The sequence below is a fragment of the Streptomyces sp. NPDC003697 genome, assembly GCF_053587115.1.
The window spans coordinates 1-19,504 of the sequence record NZ_JBSFNN010000089.1 but is presented as its reverse complement, the minus strand read 5'-3'; the positions used below and the strand labels follow the sequence as shown (position 1 = coordinate 19,504).

Here is a 19,504-nt window from a genome sequence, read left to right as displayed (position 1 = left end):
GTGCCGCAGACGGACGCGCGGCGCGGGCGGCCGCGGCGGAACCCGCTGCCGCCCATGTCTCCGGGCGCCGCGCCCCCGCCTGCCAGACTGGACTCCGTCACCATCCCCATGGACAAGGACCCCAGATGACCCGCGTGATCGCCGGCGCGGCCGGCGGACGCCGCCTAGCCGTCCCGCCGGGGACCGGCACCCGTCCCACCTCCGACCGGGCGCGTGAGGGCCTGTTCTCCACCTGGCAGTCCCTCCTCGGCAGCCCCCTGCACGGCGAACGGGTCCTCGACCTGTACGCCGGCTCCGGCGCCGTCGGCCTGGAGGCGCTGTCCCGCGGCGCCGGTCACACCCTGCTCGTCGAGGCCGACGCCCGCGCGGTCCGCACCGTCCGGGACAACGTCCGCAGCCTCGGCCTGCCGGGCGCCGAGGTACGGGCCGGCAGGGCCGAGCAGATCATCCGCACCACCGTGCCGGAGAAGCCGTACGACCTGGTCTTCCTCGACCCCCCGTACGCCGTGTCCGACGACGATCTGCGCGAGATCCTGCTCACACTCCGCACGGAGGGCTGGCTCGCGGAGGACGCCCTCGTCACCGTGGAGCGCAGCACCCGAGGCGGCGATTTCCGGTGGCCGCCGGGGTTCGACGCGATCAGGGCCCGTCGCTACGGCGAGGGAACGTTTTGGTACGGTCGCGCCGCTTCTACGTGCGAAGACGCACGATGACCGGACCGGAGAGCGAGGGATCTCAGTTGCGCCGCGCCGTCTGTCCCGGGTCGTTCGACCCGATCACCAACGGACATCTCGACATCATCGCCCGCGCCTCCCGCCTGTACGACGAGGTCTACGTGGCGGTGATGATCAACAAGGCCAAGAAGGGCCTGTTCGAGGTCGACGAGCGGATCGAGCTGATCCGCGAGGTCACCGCCGACTACGGGAACGTACGGGTCGAGGCCTTCCACGGCCTTCTCGTCGACTTCTGCAAGCAGCGGGACATCCCGGCCATCGTCAAGGGGCTGCGGGCCGTCAGCGACTTCGACTACGAGCTGCAGATGGCCCAGATGAACAACGGCCTGACCGGGGTGGAGACCCTGTTCGTCCCCACCAATCCCACCTACAGCTTCCTGTCCTCCTCGCTGGTCAAGGAGGTCGCGGCCTGGGGCGGCGACGTCTCCCACCTGGTGCCGCCACAGGTGCTGGAGGCACTCGGGCGCCGCCTGAACCGGGACTGACCGCGCTCGCGGGCCGCCCCCCGCCGGGCGGCGGGTCCTGACGGTCCGTCACCCGGTGTCCCGGGGACGGCCCGGCGCCGTACAGTCGTCCCGTCCGTCTCCAACACATCGGCAGAGAGTGGCGAGCACACGGTGGACGTGCAGAAGAAGCTCGACGAGATCGTCTCCGCGGTCTCCGGCGCCCGGGCCATGCCCATGTCGGCCTCGTGCGTGATGAACCGCGCCGAACTGCTCGCGATGCTCGACGAGGTGCGTCAGGCCCTGCCCGGCTCGCTCGCCCAGGCCCAGGAGCTGATCGGCGACCGTGAGCAGATGGTCGAGGAGGCCCGGCGCGAGGCCGAGCGGATCATCGAGACCGCGCACGCGGAACGCGGTTCGCTGATCTCCGGCACCGAGATCGCCCGCCGCTCCCAGGCCGAGGCCGACCGGATCCTCGCCGAGGCCCGCCGGGAGGCCGAGGAGATCCGCGCCGAGGCCGACGACTACGTCGACTCCAAGCTCGCCAACTTCGAGGTCGTGCTGACCAAGACCCTCGGCTCGGTCGGCCGCGGCCGCGAGAAGCTGCTCGGCACCGGACCCGGCCTCGACGAGGACGGCTACGAGGACGCCGACGCCCCGGAGCGCAGCCACGACCCGGAGACCCTGCAGCGTGACGCCGACGCCTACGTCGACGCCAAGCTCGGCGCCTTCGAGGCGGTCCTCGCCAAGACCCTGGACGCGGTCGGCAAGGGCCGGCAGAAGCTGCACGGCCGCATCGCCACCGACGACCTCGGCGCCCTCGCCGACGACACCACGACCGTCCAGCACTCCAGCGACGCCGACTACCTGGCCGACCTCGCGGCCCTCGCGGAGACCCCGGCCGAGCCGCCGGCCCGGCCGGCCTACGAGCAGCAGCAGCCCGCGTACGGCTACCAGCAGCCGGCGGCGCGGCAGGACACGTACGGCGGCGGCTACCAGCAGCAGGACTACGCGCAGCAGGCCGTCTACGAGGGGCAGCACGACCCGTACGACGGCGGGCAGGCGCCCTACGAGGGGCAGCCGCCCGCGTACGACGGCCGGCAGGACCCGTACGACGGGCAGCCGCCCGCGTACGACGGCCGACAGGACCCGTACGGCTACCCGCAGGCCGACCCGTACGCCCCCGCCCCCGGCTACGCGCAGGGCTACGACTACGACGGTGGGCAGGCGGCCTACGATCCGAACGCCCCGCACCAGGCCCAGCAGGGCGGCGACCAGGGGTACGGCCGGGTGCAGCAGGACCGGCCGCAGGCGCTCGACGAGACCAGCCTCTTCGACACCAGCATGATCAGCGCCGAGCAGCTGCGGGCGTACGAGCAGCGGCGCGGCCTGTAGCGCGGCGCGGTCCGCCGCGCGCCGCCGCCCGCGGGGCCGGCGGATTGGGCCGATGGCGAAAGGTCCAGTATCCTGGCTCTTCGGTCGCGCGTATCCCCGCGATCAACGCTGCCCGGCACACCGAAGGGCGGCGTCCCCCCGAGTCGAAGATCGAAAGCAGGAATGGCAGCCAACGCCCGCCTCGACCACCGCAACCCCCTCGTGTTCGACACGCACGAGCTGGGGCGGCGTCCTGGTGCGCTGCAGCGCCTGACCCGCACGGTCCCGGCTCCCAGGGATCTCGGTATCCAGGGAGTCGTCGGAGTACCGGAAGGCACCCCGGTGGAGCTCGAGCTCCGGCTCGAGTCGGTCATGGAAGGGGTGCTCGTCACAGGCACCGCCCGTGCACGGGCCGAGGGGGAGTGCGTAAGGTGTCTGGAGCCGGTCGGGCTGGAGCTCGAAGCGGACTTCCAGGAGATGTTCTCGTACCCTGACGCCGACGACCGGGGCCGCGTGATCGCGGAACCGGGCGACGACGCCGAGGACGACGAGGACAGGCTCTTCCTCGAGGACGGACTCTTCGACCTCGAACCTCTGCTGCGCGATGCGGTGGTGCTCGCACTGCCGATGCAGCCGGTGTGCCAGGAAGACTGCCCGGGTCTGTGCTCCGAGTGCGGAGCGCGGCTCGCGGACGACCCGGACCACCACCACGACGCCGTCGACATCCGTTGGGCGGCACTGCAGGGACTCGCCGATTCACTCGAACCCGGCGATAAGGACGAGATGAGCGGCGCCGAACCGGGCGTCGACGAGAAGCAGGAGAAGTAGCCGTGGCTGTTCCGAAGCGGAAGATGTCGCGCAGCAACACGCGCCACCGCCGGTCGCAGTGGAAGGCTGCGGTCCCCACCCTGGTTGCGTGCGAGCGCTGCCACGAGCCCAAGCTGCAGCACATCGCGTGCCCGTCTTGCGGCACCTACAACAAGCGCCAGGTCCTCGAGGTCTGAGCGGCTGGTGAGAGGTACCGTGTCCACTGCCAAGAAGGCGGATGACGCCAAGGCGGACCCCACCGCCCGGAAAAAGTCGGACAACACGGCCTCGTCCCACACGCTTCTGGAAGGGCGGCTCGGCTACAAGCTCGAGTCCGCCCTTCTGGTGCGTGCGCTGACCCACCGTTCCTTCGCGTACGAGAACGGCGGTCTGCCCACCAACGAGCGGCTGGAGTTCCTCGGGGACTCCGTGCTCGGACTGGTGGTCACGGACACGCTGTACCGCACCCACCCCGACCTGCCCGAGGGCCAGCTGGCCAAGCTCCGGGCCGCGGTGGTCAACTCGCGCGCGCTGGCCGAGGTGGGCCGCGGCCTCGACCTCGGCTCCTTCATCCGGCTCGGCCGCGGTGAAGAGGGCACGGGCGGCCGGGACAAGGCGTCCATCCTCGCCGACACCCTGGAAGCGGTGATCGGCGCGGTCTATCTCGACCAGGGCCTCGACGCGGCGTCCGAGCTGGTGCACCGCCTGTTCGACCCGCTGATCGAGAAGTCCTCGAACCTCGGAGCCGGCCTGGACTGGAAGACGTCCCTCCAGGAGCTCACCGCGACCGAGGGGCTCGGTGTTCCCGAGTACCTCGTCACGGAGACCGGACCCGACCACGAGAAGACCTTCACTGCTGCCGCCCGCGTCGGAGGCGTCTCGTACGGCACCGGCACCGGCCGCAGCAAGAAGGAGGCGGAGCAGCAGGCCGCGGAGTCCGCGTGGCGGGCCATCCGCGCCGCAGCGGACGAGCGTGCCGCTGCGGAGGCGACGGCTGCCGCCGTTCCCGTCGACGGCAGCGCCGACGCGGAGTCTGCCTCCGTCTGACCAGCACCACAGCGACCCGAGCGCCCGTCCCCGCACCGGGGCGGGCGCTCGGCCCATGACGACGGCCACCGGCCGTCCACGTGCCGTTCCCCGGGGGAGACCATGCCCGAACTGCCCGAGGTCGAGGTCGTCCGGCGCGGTCTGGACCGGTGGGCCGCCCACCGGACCGTCGCCGACGTCGAAGTGCTGCACCCGCGCGCGGTGCGTCGGCACCTGGCCGGTGCCGCCGACTTCGCGCACCGTCTCGAAGGCCACCGCATCGGCGTTCCCAGCCGTCGCGGCAAGTACCTGTGGCTGCCGCTGGAGGACACGGACCAGGCGATCGTGGCCCACCTCGGCATGAGCGGCCAGCTGCTGGTCCAGCCGCAGGACGCCCCCGACGAGAAGCACCTCAGGATCCGCATCAGGTTCGCCGACACCGAGGCGTCGGTGTCCCCCGCGCCCGCGTCCGGGTCCCACGAGGGCACCGGTCCCGCCGCCTGGGGGACCGAGCTCCGCTTCGTCGACCAGCGCACCTTCGGCGGTCTGTCGCTGCACGGCACGACCCCGGACGGGGTGCCCGACGTCATCGCGCACATCGCCCGGGACCCCCTCGACCCGCTCTTCGACGACGAGGCCTTCCACCGGGCGCTGCGCCGCAAGCGCACCACCGTCAAGCGGGCCCTGCTCGACCAGACGCTGATCAGCGGGGTCGGCAACATCTATGCCGACGAGGCGCTGTGGCGGGCCCGCATCCACTACGAGCGTCCCACCGCGACCCTCACCCGTCCCCGCACCGCCGAGCTCCTCGGCCACATCCGGGACGTCATGAACGCGGCCCTCGCCGTCGGCGGCACCAGCTTCGACAGCCTGTACGTCAACGTCAACGGCGAGTCCGGCTACTTCGACCGCTCGCTGGACGCGTACGGCCGCGAGGGCCTGCCCTGCCACCGCTGCGGCACCCCGATACGCCGCCGCCCCTGGATGAACCGCTCCAGCTACTTCTGCCCGAAGTGCCAGCTGGCACCGCGCGTACGCACCGGCACGGGGGCGGCCCTCCCCAGGTGACGCCCCCGGTGGCGCGCCGCCGCCGCACGGTCTTCGGCCGGAGTTCGGTGCGGAGGCGTCCGCGATCCGGCGGCTGACTCCCGTGCCGGGTGACTGCCCCTCAGCCCCGGCGGGCGTCGTACTTCTCGCGAGCCGCCAGGACGTCGTCCATGCTGCCCTCCACGCACTGGATGAGAGTCAGCAGGCGCTCGGCGACCTCGCGGCCGAGCGGGGTGAGTTCGTAGTCCACGCGGGGCGGGTTCGTCGGCTGGGCCTCGCGGTGCACCAGGCCGTCGCGCTCCAGCGCGTGCAGGGTCTGGGACAGCATCTTCTCGCTCACGCCGTCGACGCGGCGGCGCAGCTCGTTGAAGCGGAACGACCCCTCGTACAGGGCGCCGAGGGTGAGCGAACCCCAGCGTCCCGTCACGTGCTCCAGCGTGCCGCGCGAGGGGCAGGCCTTCGCGAACACGCTGTACGGGAGCTCCCGCTCCTCCGCGCGCTCCTGCGACATGGTCATACCCCCAGCGTACGCGACCACAGCGCTGCCCGGCGGGTCGCGCTAACCGCAAGTCAGCGTGGCGACGACGGCGTGCCGACCTCAGCCGCGTTCGAAGCAGTGCGAGGTGCCGATGACGGAAAAGCCACGGCGCTCGTACCAGTGGCGGGGCCAGTCCGCCGCGTCGGCGGTCAGGAACCGGGTGGCGCAGCCCTCGTCGGCAGCCAGGCGCAGGGCGGTGGTCAGGACGGCATCGCCGTACCCGCGCCCGAGGTGGGACTCCGAGGTGATCAGGTCCTCGATCTGAGCCACACCGGTTGCCGGGGCCATGTAGAGGTCGGCCCATGAGGCGACCTCGCCTTCCTTCGTACGGGCGCCGACGAAGCGAACGATGTCGGCGCCGCGCCGGCGAGCCTCGCGTCGGTCGACGAGGTGGCGTACGACCTCGTCGCCGACGTCCGGCAGAAGGCCCCGCCATCGCCGGGCGAGCGGCACACGGATCGCGTCGAGGTCCACCTCGCCCGCGGGCCCGCCGGCCGGTACGGGGCTCCCGTGCAGCATGACCAGAAGGGTGGAGTGGGTGTACCCGGCGCGGGTCAGCGGCTCCGCGCACGCCATGCCGGCGTCGTGGTCGAGGACGGAGATCAGCCGGTGTGGCAGGTGACCCAGTGCCCGCTCCGCGATGGCGGGCAGCGCCTCGGGGTCGACGGACGTGTCGATGACGACCTGATTGTTCGTGCGGGAGTGGGCGAAGGCGTCGTCGTACACGGCGAACCCGCCCGGGAGGCCGACGGTGCGCGCGGCCTGGCGGCGGGCGAACGCGGACAGGAAGGCGTTGATCCGCGGAAGTTCGGCGTTCGGCACGGAGGGAGCCTACGCGGCCGTGACCCTGGCCGCCCTCCGGTCGGCCGTGCGGGCGGAACACCGGCGCCCACAGCGCGCACCCGGACCACGGAGACCCCACTCGAACCGCGTACGTGGACGCACCGAGGCCGTCGAGCCGGACCCGGACACGGCCGCCGGGGATCGCCTCCCCCGGACGAGAAACCCCGGCCGGCGGCCCGGACAGGGCCAGGCAGAGCGCTCGGAGCCGCCTGTGGTCAGTAGCCGAAGAAGTGAAGGGCCGCGTCTCCGACCTGCGGCCGTGCAATCGATCAACGCGCTGGTCGGAGAGCCAGGTAGGGCTACTGCTGGCTGTCTGCGGTCGCAGCGGTTGCTGTACCTCGCTGCTGTACAGGCAGGTCTAGCAAGTCTCATCCAGCAGCAACATCGAACGGCCGTCGTCCGACTCGAACTCGTACGCGTTGTATACAGGCTCGATCGGCCAATCCGGGCCCTTGATGGTGCCTCCCGGACCTTCGTAGCGCGCCTCTGCACGCGTCCAGGTCTCGGTGCGCTGGTCAACGGGGACGTCTCGGAACCTCGCACTTGCCCCGTCCCAAACGACCATCAACGATGCTGAAGTGGCCAATCGCCGAGCCACCCGAACGTCCAGAGGGCCACGCTTCAGCTGCCACCGAGTTCCGGCGTGCTCGTCGATCACACCAGTCTCGACGACGGACATCCACTGTTCGGGCGGATCAGCTGGTTGCATCGAGTCGGGCGGATCAGCTGGTTCCATCGATACGAGGAACTGCTGAAACGACTCACTACGACGAGGCCTGCGTGGCATGGTCCCAGTCTCACCGGCGCCGAGGGCGCCTGGGAGCAGATCTCCGAGGTCCCGACACTTACCATTCCCTACGCCGGGGTATGGGAGATCGCCTACCACGCCCACGGAAACCTCTCTCTGCCTTCGAATGGCGGGGTGGTGCTGATTCGCACGGCGCTGTACAAGAACGGCGTGATCATCGATGGCAGCGAAGCGGTGTCCGGTATTCAATCGGCCGCGGGTTTCGGCTTCCAGAACACCTTCGGGCAGACGCTCCTGCACACCTTCGCCGCCCAAGACCAAGTGGCACTCTGCGCGCACCGCCAAGGGCCCGCCGCCACCGTCGCCGGCGTCAGCAGCGGGGGCGACGGACGAACCGGAGTCATGGCCCACTGGGTGAGCCCAGGCTTCTGAAAACCGGTGCACGCGGGTGAGTTCGGCCGCCTGGTGGCCTGGCTCCGGGGTTGCTGCGGACTGGCAGCCCCCTACTGGTGGGTCCGCCGAGGCCCGCGTACGCCGACCTGCCGTCTGTCAGCGAGTACCTGGGCCACCATGACCCCGGCTTCACGGTGCGGACGTACACGCACCTGATGCGGTCGAGCGGAACCCGGACCCGGGCCGCCGTGGATCGCGTCTTCGCGGACGAGGAACCCACGGCTGACGGCCCGGACACGGCCCAGGAGGGGGCTTAGCCGTCTGACCTGCGGTTATCTCAGTAGCCGAAGTCCTGGGTCCACCAGGGGCCGCCGGGGCCGAAGTGCACGCCCACGCCCAGGGTCTTGAAGTCGGGGTTCAGTATGTTGGCGCGGTGGCCCGGGCTGTTCATCCAGGCCTCCATCACCGCCGCCGCGTCGGCCTGACCCCGGGCTATGTTCTCGCCGCCGAGGCCGGTGACGCCGGCCTTCGCCGCCCGGTCCCACGGCGAGGCGCCGCTCGGGTCGGTGTGGTCGAAGAAGTCCTGCGCGGCCATGGCCTGGCTGAAGTCCTCCGCCAGATCCGTCAGCTCGCCACTCGCGGCCACCGGTGCGCGACCGGCCTTCGCCCGCTCCTCGTTGACCAGCCTGAGCACCTCCGCCTCGGCGGCGGCGACCTGAGCCGAGGGCTCCGCCGGAGTCGTGGAGCGCTGCGGGCCCTCCGTGGCCTGGCGGGTGGGCTGCTTCTGCGGCTTCCCGGGCTTCTCCGGCGCGGTCGTCGGCTCCGTCGCCGGCGGCTTCGTGGGCGTGGCCGAGGGGGCGGCGGATGCGGAGGCGGACGGGGACGCCGGGGCCGGGGCGGACGGCGTCGCCGAAGCCGAGCGGTCCGCGTCGCGGCTCGTCGACGAGCCGTCGGCGCGGCCTTCCAGGCTGCCGGACGTGCCGCCCTGCGGGGACTCCGTGTTCGTCGGCGAGCCGGCGGCCTCCACGGAGTCGCTGCCGCTGCTGGTGCCCCCGCCGAGCTTGTAGTTCTCCAGGCCCGGCACCGCACCGGTGGCGACGGCCACCGTGCCGAGGGCGACCGCGGCCGAGACGCCGAGCAGGCCGGTGCGGACCGGGGTGGCGGCCTTCCGCTTGCGGCGGTGCCCCGGCTCCCGGGCGCCCGCGGACGGGGAGAAGCCCGTCTCCGGGAAGACGACCGTCTCGGCGGACGGGGAGAAGCCCGTCTCCGGAAAGCCGGCCGTCTCGGCGGCCCGGGCCTGGTCGTCGTGGCGGGCGAAGAGGTACTCGTGGCTCTTCGCGTAGGAGTCGGCGTACGCCTCCGGGTTCAGGTAGGGCGCGATGCCCCGGGCGGGGCGGCCGGCCGGGTACGAGTCCCAGGGGTCGCGGCCGGCCGGGTACGAGTCCCAGGCGTCGCGGCCGTGTGCGGGGAAGTCGTCGTCGTGTGCGGGGAAGCCGTGTGCTTCCGTGACCCCCGTGGCGCGGCCCGTGGCGGCGGCGCGGCCGGCGTCGGAGCGTCGGTGGCGTCCCATGTCCTGGCCTTCCTCGTCCTGTGCGGTCGACGCCGGCTGTGAGCCGTTGCGGTCAACCCAACTCACTCGATCGAGTGAGTTTCAGATGAGATTCATTGGTGGGGGACGGTACCGCATGGCGCCCGGGGCGGAAGTGCCGGGAGAGAGATTGGGCCGTTAGGTTGCAGTCATGAGCGAGGATGTACGACTGGTCGCGTGGGTGCGCGGACAGGTCCAGGGAGTGGGTTTCCGCTGGTTCACGCGGGCCAGGGCGCTGGAGATCGGCGGCCTGAGTGGTTTTGCTCTCAATCTGGCCGACGGACGCGTCCAAGTGGTCGCCGAGGGCCCGGACGGCGCCTGCCGGAAGCTCCTGGACTGGCTCCAGGGCGACGACACGCCCGGGCGCGTTGACGGCGTCACCGAGATCTGGGACACACCGCGCGGCGGCTACGACGGCTTCGCCATTCGCTGAGCGCACCCGCGTGGGTGCCCGTGCGGACGCGGAACGGCACCTCTCGGGCACTCCCGGTGAGGGAGAACGAGCAGGTGATTGGCGAGAAGCCCTTGCCGTGGGAGCCACCGCACGGCAGGATGATCGCCACGCCCCGAGGGGCCCGCAGGAGCCGCAGCGCCGCCGTCCCAGGCCGCGCGCCCCCGGGTGACCCGCCGGTACGGGCGTGATCGTGTTGACCGTCAAACTTTTTGGTGAGACGCTGAAAGCCCGCGCACCTTAGCTGTTTGGCATGGCTGAACGGCAGCACAACTCCAGGTCTGCCAAGCGCTGCAGGTGCCAATCCCTCACGACCCACCACCCCTTCGGTCGGTCACTCAGTGTGGAGGACCATCCATCATGGCAAAGGCGCTTCTCGGTTACGTCGGTGGCTCCGACCCTCGACTCCTCGCCGAGATGCGACGGCTCCAGCAGCGCGTTCAGGACCTCGAATCCGAGCTCGTACGGATCCAGGCCGAGAACCAAGCGCTGACGGCTGCCGCTTCTCACGACAGGATCATGGAGCGTTCTGACGCACACCAGGCGGAGCCTGCGCTCACCTGATCACTGATTCGCACAACGACACAGTGGTTGGGCTGCCCGTATCAACCGCTCAGCTGTCAGAGTTGCAAGGGACGCTTCGGCGTCCCTTTTCCTTCCCCCGTGCATCCTTTCAGGCTCTTAACCTCTGGTCTGCCCTTCCCGCTGACGGGTGAAACCGCGGGTTCGCGCGGTGCGGTACGCCCCGGGGGTAAAGTCCGGTTGTGTGCACCTCAAGGCCCTGACCCTGCGTGGCTTCAAGTCGTTCGCCTCGGCGACCACGCTCCGGTTCGAACCGGGGATCACGTGCGTCGTCGGCCCGAACGGCTCGGGCAAGTCCAACGTCGTGGACGCGCTCAGCTGGGTCATGGGCGAACAGGGGGCCAAGTCCCTGCGCGGCGGCAAGATGGAGGACGTCATCTTCGCCGGCACCACCGGGCGCCCGCCGCTCGGCCGCGCCGAGGTGTCCTTGACCATCGACAACTCCGACGGCGCGCTGCCCATCGAGTACTCCGAGGTCACCATCACGCGGATCATGTTCCGCAACGGCGGCAGCGAGTACCAGATCAACGGCGACACCTGCCGTCTGCTCGACATCCAGGAGCTGCTGTCCGACTCCGGCATCGGCCGCGAGATGCACGTCATCGTCGGTCAGGGCCAGCTGGACTCCGTCCTGCACGCCGACCCGATGGGCCGGCGCGCCTTCATCGAGGAGGCCGCGGGCGTCCTGAAGCACCGCAGGCGCAAGGAGAAGGCACTGCGGAAACTGGACGCGATGCAGGCGAACCTGGCCCGCGTCCAGGACCTCACCGACGAGCTGCGCCGCCAGCTGAAGCCGCTCGGTCGGCAGGCGGCGGTGGCCCGCCGGGCAGCCGTCATCCAGGCCGACCTCCGCGACGCCCGGCTCCGGCTGCTCGCCGACGACCTGGTCCGGCTGCGGGAGGCGCTGCGCGCCGAGATCGCCGACGAGGCGGCGCTGAAGGAGCGCAAGGAGGCCGCCGAGGAGGAGCTGCGCGAGGCGCTCCGGCGCGAGGCGCTGCTGGAGGACGAGGTGCGGGGACTCACCCCGCGACTCCAGCGCGCCCAGCAGACCTGGTACGAACTCTCCCAGCTCGCCGAACGCGTCCGCGGCACCGTCTCGCTCGCCGACGCCCGCGTGAAGAGCGCCACCTCCGCGCCCGTCGAGGAGCGGCGCGGCCGCGACCCCGAGGACCTGGAACGCGAGGCCGCCCGCGTCCGCGAGCAGGAGGCGGAGCTGTCGGCGGCCCTCGAGGCGGCCCAGCGCGCCCTGGACGACACGGTCGCGCACCGCGCCGAGCTGGAGAGCGAACTCGCCCTCGAGGAACGGCGCCTGAGGGACGTGGCCCGCGCCCTCGCGGACCGCCGCGAGGGACTGGCCCGGCTCAGCGGCCAGGTCGGCGCGGCCCGTTCGCGCGCCGCCTCCGCCCAGGCCGAGATCGACCGCCTGGCCGCAGCTCGGGACGAGGCCCGGGAACGGGCCGTGCGGGCGCGGGAGGAGTACGAGACCCTGCGGGCCGAGGTCGACGGCCTCGACGCCACGGACGAGGAGCTCGCCGAACGGCACGAGACGGCGAAGGCCGCGCTGGCCGACGCGGACGCCGCCGTGACGGCCGCCCGCGAAGCCGTCACGGCCGCCGAGCGCCAGCGCGCCGCGACCCAGGCCCGGCACGACGCCCTCGCCCTGGGCCTGCGCCGCAAGGACGGCACCGGCGCCCTGTTGGAGTCCGCCGACGGCCTCACCGGGCTGCTCGGACCGGCGGCCGGGCTGCTCACCGTCACCCCGGGGTACGAGACCGCCCTGGCCGCCGCCTTCGGCGCCGCCGCCGACGCCCTCGCCGTGTCCACCCCGGACTCGGCCGCCGAGGCCCTGCGGCTGCTGCGCAAGCAGGACGCCGGACGCGCGGCCCTGCTGATCGGCGGCGGCCCCGACGACGCGCCGGGCCCGTCCGGTCCGGACGGGCCGCCCCGGGCGGCCGACCTCGTTCGCGGCCCCGAGGATCTGATGCCCGCCGTACGGCACCTGCTGCGCGGGATCGTCGTGGTCGGCACCCTGGAGGACGCCGAGGACCTGGTGCGTACCCGTCCAGGCCTCACCGCCGTCACGGCCGAGGGCGACCTGCTCGGGGCCCACTTCGCCCACGGCGGCTCGGCCGGGGCGCCCAGTCTGCTGGAGGTGCGGGCCTCCGTCGACGAGGCCGCCGCCGAACTGCGCGAACTCGCCGTGCGGTGCGAGGAGCTCGCCCGGGTCCAGGCCCGTGCCGCCGAGCGCCGCACGCAGTGCGCCGCGCTCGTGGAGGAGCTGGGGGAGCGGCGCCGGGCCGCCGACCGGGAGAAGTCGGCCGTGGCGCAGCAGCTCGGTCGCCTCGCCGGGCAGGCCCGCGGGGCGGCCGGGGAGGCCGAGCGCGGCGAGGCCGCCGCCGCACGGGCGCAGAAGGCACTGGACCAGGCCCGCCAGGAGGTCGAGGAGCTCGCCGAGCGGCTCGCCGCCGCCGAGGAGATGCCGGTCGAGGAGGAGCCCGACACCTCCGTGCGCGACCGCCTGGCGGCCGACGGCGCCAACGCCCGGCAGACGGAGATGGAGGCCCGGCTCCAGGTCCGTACCCACGAGGAGCGGGTCAAGGGGCTGGCCGGGCGGGCGGACTCCCTCGACCGGGCCGCCCGCGCGGAACGCGAGGCACGCGCGCGGGCCGAGCAGCGGCGCGCCCGGATGCGCCACGAGGCGGCCGTCGCCCAGGCCGTGGCCGCCGGTGCCCGGCAGCTGCTCGCGCACGTCGAGGTGTCGCTGGCCCGCGCCGAGGAGGAGCGGGCGGCCGCCGAGACCGCCAAGGCCCGCCGTGAGCGGGAACTGGCCCAGGCCCGCGCGGCGGGACGCGACGTGAAGGCCGAGCTCGACAAGCTGACGGACTCCGTCCACCGCGGTGAGGTGCTCGGCGCCGAGAAGCGGCTGCGGATCGAGCAGCTGGAGACCAGGGCGCTGGAGGAGCTCGGCGTGGAGCCGGCGGCACTCGTCGCCGAGTACGGCCCGCACCAGCCGGTGCCGCCGTCCCCGCCCGCCGAGGGAGAGCAGCTGCCGCAGGACCCGGAGCACCCGCGCAACCAGCCGAGACCGTATGTCCGTGCGGAGCAGGAGAAGCGGCTGAGGGCCGCCGAGCGCGCGTACCAGCAGCTGGGCAAGGTCAACCCGCTGGCCCTGGAGGAGTTCGCGGCGCTGGAGGAGCGCCACCAGTTCCTCAGCGAGCAGCTGGCGGACCTGAAGAAGACCCGGGCCGACCTGCTCCAGGTCGTCAAGGAGGTCGACGAGCGCGTCGAACAGGTCTTCAGCGAGGCCTACCGGGACACCGCACGCGAGTTCGAGGGTGTCTTCGGTCGGTTGTTCCCGGGCGGCGAGGGGCGCCTGGTCCTGACCGACCCGGAGAACATGCTCACCACGGGCGTCGACGTCGAGGCGCGCCCGCCGGGCAAGAAGGTCAAGCGGCTGAGCCTGCTGTCCGGCGGCGAACGGTCGCTGACGGCCGTCGCGCTGCTGGTGTCGATCTTCAAGGCCCGGCCGAGCCCGTTCTACGTCATGGACGAGGTCGAGGCGGCACTCGACGACACCAACCTGCAGCGGCTGATCCGCATCATGCAGGAGCTCCAGGAGAGCTCGCAGCTCATCGTGATCACGCACCAGAAGCGCACGATGGAGGTCGCCGACGCGCTGTACGGCGTCTCCATGCAGGGCGACGGCGTGTCGAAGGTCATCAGCCAGCGGTTGCGCTGAGCCGCTCGCGCTTCGCCTCGGCGCCCGGCCGCACCGGCCGGTCCACGCCCCCCTGGCCTGCCCACTCCGCCCGGCGACCGGACCCCACGGCCCCACGCGGGCGCGCGTGCGGGCCCCCGCGTGCCCGCGGCGACGCGGGGTAGACGACTCACGTCCCCGTATTGGCTTCAACAATTGAACACAAGCACGCTCATGCGCGCATAAAATCTCATAGTCTTCGGCTATTGACTTCGAAACTTGAAGGAATAGTCTCTGCAACGTTGCTTTTACCTTCAGGTGTCGCCACCTGGAAGGGCTGACCCCCACCCCGGCAGCGTTGCCGGTGGCCCGAGGAGTACACGTGACCAGCACAGCGCAGGCATCCCAGTCAGGAGCCAGGACGGCTCCGCCCGATCACCTCGGGCACGTCATCTTCATCGCGGCGGCGGCCGCGATGGGCGGCTTCCTCTTCGGCTACGACAGCTCCGTGATCAACGGCGCCGTCGAGGCCATCCGGGACCGCTACGACATCGGCTCAGCAGCGCTGGCCCAGGTCATCGCCATCGCCCTCATCGGCTGCGCCATCGGCGCCGCGACCGCCGGCCGCATAGCCGACCGCATCGGCCGCATCCGGTGCATGCAGATAGCCGCCGCGCTCTTCACCGTCAGCGCCGTCGGCTCGGCCCTGCCCTTCGCGCTGTGGGACCTCGCCTTCTGGCGTGTCGTCGGCGGCTTCGCCATCGGCATGGCCTCGGTCATCGGCCCCGCCTACATCGCCGAGGTCGCCCCGCCCGCGTACCGCGGCCGTCTCGGGTCCTTCCAGCAGGCCGCGATCGTCGTCGGCATCGCCATCTCCCAGCTGGTCAACTGGGGTCTGCTCAACGCCGCCGGCGGCGACCAGCGCGGCACGCTGATGGGGCTCGAGGCGTGGCAGGTCATGCTCGGCGTCATGGTCGTCCCGGCCGTGCTCTACGGCCTGCTCTCCTTCGCGATCCCCGAGTCCCCGCGCTTCCTGATCTCCGTCGGCCGCCGTGAGCGCGCCCGTGACATCCTCGCCGAGGTCGAGGGCACGGAGGTCGACCTGGACGGCCGCGTCGCCGAGATCGAGAACGCCATGCGGAGCGAGGAGAAGTCGAGCTTCAAGGACCTGCTCGGCGGCGGCTTCTTCTTCAAGCCGATCGTCTGGGTCGGCATCGGCCTGTCGGTCTTCCAGCAGTTCGTCGGCATCAACGTCGCGTTCTACTACTCCTCGACGCTGTGGCAGTCGGTGGGTGTCGACCCGACGGACTCCTTCTTCTACTCGTTCACGACGTCGATCATCAACATCCTCGGCACCGTGATCGCGATGATCTTCGTCGACCGTGTCGGCCGCAAGCCGCTCGCCGTCATCGGGTCGGTCGGCATGGTCGTCGGTCTGGCCCTGGAGGCGTGGGCCTTCAGCCACGACCTCGTGGGCGGCAAGCTGCCGGCCACGGAGGGCTGGGTCGCCCTGGCCGCCGCCCACGTGTTCGTCCTCTTCTTCGCCCTGTCCTGGGGTGTGGTCGTCTGGGTCATGCTCGGCGAGATGTTCCCCAACCGGATCCGCGCCGCCGCCCTGGGTGTGGCCGCCGCCGCACAGTGGGTCGCCAACTGGGCCATCACCGCGAGCTTCCCGTCGCTGGCCGACTGGAACCTCTCCTTCACCTACGTGATCTACACGGTCTTCGCCGCGCTCTCCATCCCCTTCGTCCTGAAGTTCGTCAGGGAGACGAAGGGCAAGAGGCTGGAGGAGATGGGCTGAGCCTCGTCCCGAGGCCCTCGAACCCGAGGAGAAGGGCCAAGTCCCCGCTGCCCCTCTCCTCGAACCCCACGCGTACTGCCCCGGCTCGCTCCCCCGAGCCGGGGCAGTACGCATATGCGCCACACGTGGCGCGGATCCGTCCTCCGGCGGCCGGGGGGCTCCCGCGCGCGTGCCGGAGAGAGCCGTCGGATCCAGCCGGCCACGGGCTCGGGCAGCCCCTGGACGAAGGCCGAGCCGGGCTCTCGGGCGGTACGCGGGGCCGGGTCCTCCGCCGGTACGCAGGCCCGGGTCCTGAGCCCGTGAGCGAGCTCCGGCCCCTACGCGAGCCCGGGACCGGACTGGGCCCGGACAGAGCTCGTCACGCCACAGTTCCCCCGCCAGGGGGCGTCCGGGATTCCGGGTCACGACCCCGCTGTCACCGGGCCGACGCGGAGGGAGCGCGGTTCCGCGCTCCCGGATCACGACCCCGCAGTCACGGACTCCACGACGGCGGCGGCCCGGTCGGACCGGGCTGCCCCGGCGGACTCCCCGGACCTCGCCGGAGCCGCCACCGCGGGCTTCGGCAGCACCAGGTACAGCAGGCCGGAGACCACCACCGTGGCGACCCAGCCCAGGCCGTACTCGCCGATGACGTTGTTCCTGGCGAGCGGGCCGGTGAACCAGTCCGAGGCGGTGAACATCAGGCCGGCGCCGAGGGCCGCCGCCCAGGCGGTGACCGCCGCGGGGGAGAAGCCGCCCCGGTACCAGTAGGCGCTGGTCCGCGTGGTGTCGGCCATCGCCCGGCCGTCGTACTCCGTCCGCCGCAGCATGTCCGCGCCGAAGACGCCGACCCAGGCGGAGAACGCGACCGCGAGCAGCGACAGGAAGGCGATGAACGAGCCCAGGAAGCTGGTCGCCACCAGCATCAGGACCCCGCCGAACGCCAGCGAGATCACCGCGTTGACCGAGACCGCCCAGTGCCGTGGCACCCGGAAGCCGAGGGTCTGCGCGGTGAAGCCCGCCGAGTACATCGACATCGAGTTGATCAGGAGCATGCCGATCAGGGCGATCAGCAGGTACGGCACCGCGATCCACGTCGGCAGGATCTCGCCGAGGAAGGACACCGGGTCGGAGGCCGAGGCCAGGTCCGGCGTGGAGACCGCCATCACCGTGCCCATCAGCACCATGGGCAGGACGACGATGCCGGCGCCGCCGACCGTCGTTCCCACGATCCCCCGGGACGACGCGGTGCGTGGCAGGTAGCGGGTGAAGTCCGGCGCGGACGGGATCCAGCTGACTCCGCCCGCCGCGATCAGCCCGATGCCCGCGATGACCGCGGCCGGGGACCCGGCGGACCGGCCGAAGACCGCCGCCCAGTCGGTGGCGACCACCAGGTGGGCCAGCACCAGCACCGAGAAGACGGCGAAGAGGTAGGTGGCGTAGGTGTTGCACTTGCGCACGGCGTTGATGCCGAGTCCGGAGATCGCGAACGTCGCGACGACGAATGCCAGCAGGGTCACCAGGTCCAGCACTCCGTTCGCCCGGACGCCGAACACGATGTCCAGGATGCTGAGCATCGCGTAGGCGCCGGTCACCGCGTTGATCGTCTCCCAGCCCCAGCGCGCCACCCAGATCAGGGCACCGGGCAGCAGGTTGCCCCGCTGGCCGAAGACCGCGCGGGACAGCGCCATGCCCGGTGCCCCGCCGCGCTTGCCGGCGATGCCGATCAGCCCGACCAGGCCGTAGGACACGACCGGGGCGGCGGTGGCGACGACGAGCGCCTGCCAGACATTGAGGTGGTAGGCCACGACGAGGCTCGCACCCATCGACAGCAGCAGCACGCTGATGTTCGCGCCCACCCAGGTCGGGAACAGTTCGCGGGTCCTCGCGGTGCGTTCGCGGTCGGGCACCTGTTCGATGCCGCGGGTCTCCAGAGAGCGTTCGGTCTGGTCGGTCTTGTTCATGAAGAAGGAGTCCGTGCCTCAGTCGTGGGGAGCGGGGGGAGCGGAGCGGAAGTGGGGGAAGGCCCGGTCCTGGGGGACGGGCGTGCCGGTCACCCTCTCGTGTCCGGACAAGGTCGTCCATCGTACTTTGATCCGACTTGTTGCTTCCAGCGGCCTTTGTGCTCCCGTGCCAGCCGCAACCGGCGTCTCGCCCCAGCCCATGGCTGATACTGGACGCGTTATGGAATTCGTCATCCTTGCTGTAGTCATCGCCGTGGTCGTGCTCGGCGCGCTCGGCGGGCTCATCGTCGGCAGCCGGCGGAAGAAGCCGCTGCCCCCGCCGCCCCCCGCAGCGCCCGACATCACCGCCCCTCCGACCGAGCCGCACGTCGGCGAAGAGGCCGAGACGCCGCGCGAAGAGCCGCGGCGGACGATAGAGGAGGTGGATCTACCGGGCGCCTCCGGCCCCGTCGTCATCGAGGAGCCGCCCTTCATCGAAGAGCTCCCGGTACCGCAGATCGAGGTTCCGGAGCCCACCGCGGGCCGGCTGGTGCGGCTGCGCACCCGTCTCTCCCGCTCGCAGAACGCCCTGGGCAAGGGCCTGCTCACGCTGCTGTCGCGTGAGCACCTCGACGAGGAGACCTGGGAGGAGGTCGAGGACACGCTGCTCACCGCCGACGTCGGTGTGCAGCCCACCCAGGAACTGGTCGAGCGCCTGCGCGAACGCGTCCGCGTGCTCGGCACCCGCACCCCCGAGGAGCTGCGCGGCCTGCTGCGCGAGGAGCTGCTCATCCTCATCGGCACCGACATGGACCGCGTGGTGAAGACCGAGCCCGCGACCAGCAAGCCGGGCATCGTCATGGTGGTCGGGGTCAACGGCACCGGCAAGACCACCACCACCGGCAAGCTCGCCCGCGTCCTGGTGGCCGACGGGCGCAGTGTCGTCCTCGGCGCCGCCGACACCTTCCGTGCCGCCGCCGCCGACCAGCTGCAGACCTGGGGTGAGCGGGTCGGCGCCTACACCGTGCGCGGTCCCGAGGGCGGCGACCCCGCCTCCGTGGCCTTCGACGCGGTCAAGGAGGGCAAGGAGATGGGGGCCGACGTGGTCCTCATCGACACCGCCGGCCGGCTGCACACCAAGACCGGCCTCATGGACGAGCTGGGCAAGGTCAAGCGCGTCGTCGAGAAGCACGCCCCGCTGGACGAGGTGCTGCTCGTGCTCGACGCGACCACCGGTCAGAACGGTCTGGTGCAGGCGCGGGTCTTCGCGGAGGTCGTGAACATCACCGGCATCGTGCTGACCAAGCTGGACGGCACCGCCAAGGGCGGCATCGTCGTCGCGGTCCAGCGCGAGCTGGGCGTGCCGGTCAAGTTGATCGGACTCGGCGAGGGCGCGGACGACCTGGCGCCGTTCGAGCCGGAGGCGTTCGTGGACGCCCTGATCGGCGAGTGACCGCCCCCGGCCACCCCTCGCCGGCAGAGCGGAAGAGCGGCTGGAAGGGAAAGAGTG

At 71.8% G+C, this 19,504-nt stretch carries 17 protein-coding genes; 13 read left to right on the top strand and 4 right to left on the bottom strand.

Annotation, left to right across the window (positions count from 1 at the left end; all coding sequences use genetic code 11):
- Window positions 1-125: 125 nt before the first annotated feature.
- From rsmD to mutM, 7 genes are all read left to right on the top strand, one after another.
- Window positions 126-713: a 16S rRNA (guanine(966)-N(2))-methyltransferase RsmD gene (rsmD, locus tag ACWDNY_RS26645; RefSeq protein ID WP_451648332.1), complete on the top strand. Its 588-nt coding sequence runs from the start codon at window positions 126-128 to the stop codon at window positions 711-713.
- A 26-nt stretch (window positions 714-739) separates the two neighbouring features.
- Complete coding sequence (gene coaD, locus ACWDNY_RS26640) at window positions 740-1,219, top strand: pantetheine-phosphate adenylyltransferase (protein WP_451648337.1); 480 nt, start codon at window positions 740-742, stop codon at window positions 1,217-1,219.
- A gap of 132 nt (window positions 1,220-1,351) precedes the next feature.
- A complete protein-coding gene (locus ACWDNY_RS26635) occupies window positions 1,352-2,572 on the top strand; it encodes a cell division initiation protein (RefSeq protein WP_451648331.1) in 1,221 nt (406 codons plus the stop codon).
- A 162-nt stretch (window positions 2,573-2,734) separates the two neighbouring features.
- Entirely contained in the window at window positions 2,735-3,379 is a 645-nt protein-coding gene (locus tag ACWDNY_RS26630; RefSeq protein ID WP_451648330.1) for a YceD family protein, read from the top strand.
- 2 nt (window positions 3,380-3,381) lie between these two features.
- Entirely contained in the window at window positions 3,382-3,555 is a 174-nt protein-coding gene (rpmF, locus tag ACWDNY_RS26625; protein ID WP_007493396.1) for a 50S ribosomal protein L32, read from the top strand.
- Window positions 3,556-3,562: 7 nt separating this feature from the next.
- The gene (gene rnc / locus ACWDNY_RS26620; protein WP_451648329.1) at window positions 3,563-4,405 is read left to right on the top strand and encodes a ribonuclease III; all 843 of its coding nucleotides are present in this window, start codon (window positions 3,563-3,565) and stop codon (window positions 4,403-4,405) included.
- A 102-nt stretch (window positions 4,406-4,507) separates the two neighbouring features.
- On the top strand, window positions 4,508-5,452 hold the full coding sequence (gene mutM, locus ACWDNY_RS26615) for a bifunctional DNA-formamidopyrimidine glycosylase/DNA-(apurinic or apyrimidinic site) lyase (RefSeq protein ID WP_451648328.1): 945 nt from the start codon (window positions 4,508-4,510) through the stop codon (window positions 5,450-5,452).
- A gap of 100 nt (window positions 5,453-5,552) precedes the next feature.
- Here mutM and ACWDNY_RS26610 read toward each other — a convergent pair whose 3' ends face one another.
- Entirely contained in the window at window positions 5,553-5,948 is a 396-nt protein-coding gene (locus ACWDNY_RS26610) for a winged helix-turn-helix transcriptional regulator (RefSeq protein ID WP_451648327.1), read from the bottom strand.
- A gap of 81 nt (window positions 5,949-6,029) precedes the next feature.
- A complete protein-coding gene (locus ACWDNY_RS26605; RefSeq protein WP_451648326.1) occupies window positions 6,030-6,791 on the bottom strand; it encodes a GNAT family N-acetyltransferase in 762 nt (253 codons plus the stop codon).
- 664 nt (window positions 6,792-7,455) lie between these two features.
- On the opposite strand from ACWDNY_RS26605, the gene ACWDNY_RS26600 reads away from it, so the two are divergent.
- Window positions 7,456-7,992 carry a hypothetical protein gene (locus tag ACWDNY_RS26600; protein WP_451648325.1) on the top strand — a complete coding sequence of 179 codons (537 nt, stop codon included), beginning with the start codon at window positions 7,456-7,458 and terminating at the stop codon, window positions 7,990-7,992.
- A 298-nt stretch (window positions 7,993-8,290) separates the two neighbouring features.
- Here ACWDNY_RS26600 and ACWDNY_RS26595 read toward each other — a convergent pair whose 3' ends face one another.
- The gene (locus ACWDNY_RS26595) at window positions 8,291-9,523 is read right to left on the bottom strand and encodes a CAP domain-containing protein (protein WP_451648324.1); all 1,233 of its coding nucleotides are present in this window, start codon (window positions 9,521-9,523) and stop codon (window positions 8,291-8,293) included.
- A 169-nt stretch (window positions 9,524-9,692) separates the two neighbouring features.
- Here ACWDNY_RS26595 and ACWDNY_RS26590 point away from each other — a divergent pair, with 169 nt between their 5' ends.
- From ACWDNY_RS26590 to ACWDNY_RS26575, 4 genes are all read left to right on the top strand, one after another.
- Complete coding sequence (locus tag ACWDNY_RS26590) at window positions 9,693-9,974, top strand: acylphosphatase (RefSeq protein WP_451648323.1); 282 nt, start codon at window positions 9,693-9,695, stop codon at window positions 9,972-9,974.
- Between the two features lie 378 nt (window positions 9,975-10,352).
- A complete protein-coding gene (locus ACWDNY_RS26585) occupies window positions 10,353-10,556 on the top strand; it encodes a hypothetical protein (RefSeq protein WP_451648322.1) in 204 nt (67 codons plus the stop codon).
- Window positions 10,557-10,758: 202 nt separating this feature from the next.
- Window positions 10,759-14,313 (top strand): chromosome segregation protein SMC, encoded by a 3,555-nt coding sequence (gene smc, locus ACWDNY_RS26580; RefSeq protein ID WP_451648321.1) that lies wholly within the window; start codon window positions 10,759-10,761, stop codon window positions 14,311-14,313.
- Window positions 14,314-14,653: 340 nt separating this feature from the next.
- A complete protein-coding gene (locus ACWDNY_RS26575) occupies window positions 14,654-16,072 on the top strand; it encodes a sugar porter family MFS transporter (RefSeq protein ID WP_451648320.1) in 1,419 nt (472 codons plus the stop codon).
- 458 nt (window positions 16,073-16,530) lie between these two features.
- On the opposite strand, the gene ACWDNY_RS26570 is transcribed toward ACWDNY_RS26575, so the two are convergent.
- Window positions 16,531-18,015: a cytosine permease gene (locus ACWDNY_RS26570; protein WP_451648319.1), complete on the bottom strand. Its 1,485-nt coding sequence runs from the start codon at window positions 18,013-18,015 to the stop codon at window positions 16,531-16,533.
- 220 nt (window positions 18,016-18,235) lie between these two features.
- Here ACWDNY_RS26570 and ftsY point away from each other — a divergent pair, with 220 nt between their 5' ends.
- On the top strand, window positions 18,236-19,447 hold the full coding sequence (gene ftsY, locus ACWDNY_RS26565; protein ID WP_451648318.1) for a signal recognition particle-docking protein FtsY: 1,212 nt from the start codon (window positions 18,236-18,238) through the stop codon (window positions 19,445-19,447).
- Window positions 19,448-19,504: the final 57 nt, after the last annotated feature.

Excerpts from the sequence above, each read along its gene's own strand:
- ACWDNY_RS26630 (WP_451648330.1), top strand. The coding sequence starts at position 2,735 with ATGGCAGCCAACGCCCGCCTCGACCACCGCAACCCCCTCGTGTTCGAC.
- ACWDNY_RS26590 (WP_451648323.1), top strand. The coding sequence starts at position 9,693 with ATGAGCGAGGATGTACGACTGGTCGCGTGGGTGCGCGGACAGGTCCAG.
- mutM (WP_451648328.1), top strand. The coding sequence starts at position 4,508 with ATGCCCGAACTGCCCGAGGTCGAGGTCGTCCGGCGCGGTCTGGACCGG.
- rsmD (WP_451648332.1), top strand. The coding sequence starts at position 126 with ATGACCCGCGTGATCGCCGGCGCGGCCGGCGGACGCCGCCTAGCCGTC.
- ACWDNY_RS26610 (WP_451648327.1), bottom strand. The coding sequence starts at position 5,948 with ATGACCATGTCGCAGGAGCGCGCGGAGGAGCGGGAGCTCCCGTACAGC.
- ftsY (WP_451648318.1), top strand. The coding sequence starts at position 18,236 with ATGGAATTCGTCATCCTTGCTGTAGTCATCGCCGTGGTCGTGCTCGGC.
- ACWDNY_RS26595 (WP_451648324.1), bottom strand. The coding sequence starts at position 9,523 with ATGGGACGCCACCGACGCTCCGACGCCGGCCGCGCCGCCGCCACGGGC.
- ACWDNY_RS26570 (WP_451648319.1), bottom strand. The coding sequence starts at position 18,015 with ATGAACAAGACCGACCAGACCGAACGCTCTCTGGAGACCCGCGGCATC.
- ACWDNY_RS26585 (WP_451648322.1), top strand. The coding sequence starts at position 10,353 with ATGGCAAAGGCGCTTCTCGGTTACGTCGGTGGCTCCGACCCTCGACTC.